This is a genomic window from Deltaproteobacteria bacterium (assembly GCA_030654105.1).
GTDB lineage: Bacteria > Desulfobacterota > SM23-61 > SM23-61 > SM23-61 > JAHJQK01.
This window is the reverse complement of the sequence record JAURYC010000054.1, coordinates 1-3,328: the sequence shown is the minus strand read 5'-3', so window position 1 is coordinate 3,328 and position 3,328 is coordinate 1. Positions and strand designations below refer to the sequence as shown.

The 3,328-nt window shown below is 54.4% G+C and carries 6 protein-coding genes; all 6 read right to left on the bottom strand.

The genetic code is table 11. The features are described from left to right. Positions 1–1,050, bottom strand: a 1,050-nt coding sequence (locus tag Q7V48_02270; protein MDO9209564.1) for an NAD(P)H-dependent oxidoreductase subunit E, incomplete at its 3' end; no start/stop codon positions are given. 24 nt (positions 1,051–1,074) lie between these two features. Then, positions 1,075–1,458: a (2Fe-2S) ferredoxin domain-containing protein gene (locus tag Q7V48_02265; GenBank protein ID MDO9209563.1), complete on the bottom strand. Its 384-nt coding sequence runs from the start codon at positions 1,456–1,458 to the stop codon at positions 1,075–1,077. A 30-nt stretch (positions 1,459–1,488) separates the two neighbouring features. Beyond that, positions 1,489–1,992, bottom strand: coding sequence for an NAD(P)H-dependent oxidoreductase subunit E (locus Q7V48_02260; GenBank protein MDO9209562.1), 504 nt, complete (start codon positions 1,990–1,992; stop codon positions 1,489–1,491). Between the two features lie 35 nt (positions 1,993–2,027). Beyond that, the gene (locus tag Q7V48_02255) at positions 2,028–2,570 is read right to left on the bottom strand and encodes an ATP-binding protein (GenBank protein ID MDO9209561.1); all 543 of its coding nucleotides are present in this window, start codon (positions 2,568–2,570) and stop codon (positions 2,028–2,030) included. A gap of 13 nt (positions 2,571–2,583) precedes the next feature. Then, on the bottom strand, positions 2,584–2,928 hold the full coding sequence (locus Q7V48_02250; protein ID MDO9209560.1) for a serine kinase: 345 nt from the start codon (positions 2,926–2,928) through the stop codon (positions 2,584–2,586). Positions 2,929–2,946: 18 nt separating this feature from the next. Then, a partial coding sequence (locus Q7V48_02245) for an NADH-quinone oxidoreductase subunit D (protein ID MDO9209559.1) occupies positions 2,947–3,328 on the bottom strand: 382 nt, incomplete at its 5' end.

Below are 3,328 nucleotides of genomic sequence, written 5' to 3'. Positions count from 1 at the left end.
TCCCTTGCTCTTCTCCGTTCCCAGGCTATTGAACCACTTGGCCCCGTTAAGGATAATCCGGGGCACGTTGGCGAAGGTCTCCACATTGTTTAATACCGTAGGCTGACCCCAGAGACCGGCTTCGGCAGAACGGGGGGGTTTGGCTCTGGGCATTCCTCTCTTCCCTTCCAGGGAAAACATCAGGGCTGTGGATTCTCCGCAGACGAAGGCCCCCGCCCCCGGATAAACATAGGCATCAAATTCGAAACCCGTTCCAAAAATATCTTTCCCCAAGAGGCCATAGCTTCTGGCCTGCTCAATGGCTTGGTTCAGACGCTTGATGGCCAGAGGATACTCGGCGCGGACGTAAAGATATCCTTCGTTAGCATCGATCGATTTGGCGCAGATGGCCATGCCTTCCAGAACGGCATGGGGATCGGCTTCCAGGACAGAACGGTCCATGAATGCCCCGGGGTCGCCTTCGTCACCGTTGCAGATCACGTATTTGGGGAAGCGTTTGTACTTTCCGGCTTCTGCCCATTTATCTCCCGTAGGGAAACCCGCTCCTCCCCGACCGCGCAAGCCCGATTCTTTCATCTCGGCGATGATCTGCTCCGGGGTCATCTGGGTGACGGCCTTGTGCAGGGCCACGTACCCATCTTTGGCGATGTATTCGTCAATGTTCTCCGGGTCGATCAGTCCGCGGTTGCGCAGTACCCGCAGAACTTGCAGGCCGAAGAACGGAATATCTTTCAGAAGGGGGATAACCTCTTTCTTGACCGGTTCTTTATAAAAAAGCTTGGGAACCGGGCGGCCTTTGAGGATATGCTCTTCCACGATCAGGGGCATGTCTTCCGGTTTCAGCTTGCCGTAGAAGATGCCCTCGGGATAAACCACCATGATCGGCCCTTCGGCGCAGAAACCATTGCAGCCCGTGATCACGACCTTTACTTCTTCATCAAGTCCCCGGTCCTTAAGTTCCTTTTCCAAACGCTCCCGCACCCTGAAGGTTCCGCAAGAGACACAGGCGGTACCGGCGCACATAAGGAGGTGGGACCGAAAAACTTTCATTGCCATGGATAGCCTCCTAAACTTCTAAAACGTCGTCTCACTCCCCACAGCCAGGGCGTATTTTTCCACGACATTGCCGCCAAGGACATGCTCGGAGAAGATCTCCCGCATTTTTTCCGGGGTGAGATCAATATATTTTACGGGGGCGCCTCCCAGGAGTTCTACCGTAATCATGGGTTCGCGGCTGCAGAGCCCCGCGCACCCAGAGGTGGTCACGATGACGTCTTTGATGTCCCCCTTTTCGATCTCATTCATGACGGCGGTCATGAGCCCCCGGGCTCCGGAAGCGATGCCACAGGTGCCCATGTGGATATTGACTTTGGCCCGGTACCCTCCTTCACGGAGGTTGACACTCGCCTGGACGGATTCTTTGATTTTTTTCAGGTCTTCGATGGATAATTTGGCCATAGTTATATCCCTCCCGGAGAGAAAAATATTTTAGGTATAGTTCTTTAAAATCTCCAGGGCTTTGGCTGGCTCGGGGATTCCGTGGACGTCTTCATTCACGCACAGCACCGGCGCCAGGCCACATGTTCCCGGGCAGTTGATCACTTCCAGAGTGTAGAGAAGATCCGGCGTGGTCTGGTTCACATCCACGTTAAATTCTTGGCGTAACAAATCCAGAATCGCTTGCCCGCCGCGCACATAGCAGGCTGTGCCCAGGCAGACCCTGACGATATGCCTTCCGCGGGGGGTCATGGTGAAAAGGGAGTAAAAGGTAACCACTCCGTAGACTTGGCTGGGGTGCAGCTTCATGCCCGCGGCGATGTAGTGTTGAACTTCCAGCGGAAGAAAACCCACAACTTCCTGGGTTTCCTTGAGAACGGGGATCAGAGTTCCTTCTTTATATTTGTACCTTTCAATGATTGCGTCGATCTTTTGCCATTGCTCCGGGAGGATCTCGCTGGTGGGGGTTCCGGCCCGGCCTTTTTCCTCATTCATAGTCTATGCCTCTCCTTGATCATGCTCCTGCTCCCTCAGCTGCCTAACTCTTCCAGGCCCTCCAGGATATGGCTGCGCAAGGCGGAAATGACCCGAGGTTCATTCAGGGGTATATCGCCCAAGGCGGCCTTGATCTCCGGGGTATCCAAGGAAAAAAAGGCCCCATCCTTGCGATGCTCGTAAAAGAGGTCAACTTCAGGGTGCCCCGCGATCAACGTGATTAAGGTATCGCCCATATTGCCCAGCGGCTTGCGGTCGATGTGGCTATGTTGAAACGTGGCCCGCACTTTGGTGCCCTGCCCTGGACTGGACTGCAGACACAGTTCTCCGTTACTCATCCGGCACGATTCGCTAAGCAACGGGAGCCCGAGGCCCACGCGCCTGACAATCTTGGTGGTAAAAAAGGGGTCAAGGGCCCGCTGCATCATTTCTTCATCCATCCCACAGCCATCATCCACGATCTCTATGGTCATCCGGTCTTCTTTTAAATTCTCATCAATGCGAATTTCCACCCGCCGGGCTCCTGCGGCGAGGGAGTTTTCCACGATATCCAGAATGTGTAGCGAAAGATCCTGCACAGAGCCAACCCGGTCATCTTCGTCCGGAAATCCCCATCTGGTAAAGTTGCCCGACCACTTCAAAGGCCGGAAGGTCAGAGAGAAGAATGGGAATATTTTCTGCTTCCGCCTTGGTTAGGGTTAATTTTTCCGGTTCTCTCCCCCCGATGAGGATAATGCCGGCGATTTCTTTCAGGCTGGCCACGGCCACAATGTTTTGGTGGGTTTGCAGCGTAACCCACAGGTCGCCGGCTTTGGCGTTGGCCATTACGTCGCTTAAAAGGTCGCTCACATAACCCCCCGTAATTTCTTCCGAGAGCTTAGATATGGCCGAAAGGGGTTTCAGCCCCAATTTATCCACGATCTGCTGCAACGTCATGGAAGCGTAACCTTTCGATCACCGGTCAATTTCTCCCAAGACAACATCGATGGAACCGATGATGGCCACCACATCGGCTATCAACCGCCCTTCAACCATTGTGGACAGAGCGCTCAAGTTGATAAAAGACGGCGGCCGCACCCGGAACCGCCACGGTTTGTTGCTGCCGTCGCTTACCAAATAAAATCCCAGCTCCCCTTTAGGGGACTCAATGCTGGCGTAAACCTCTCCTTTGGGCACAGGAAACCCTTCACTGGCAATGTGAAAATGGTGGATCAAAGCCTCGATGCTTTCCAGGACTTTCGCCTTGGCCGGATAAACCACCTTAGGATCGGCTACCTGCACTTCCCCGGCCGGCTTTCGGTCCAGAACCTGGCGACGGATGTCATTGGTCTGACGC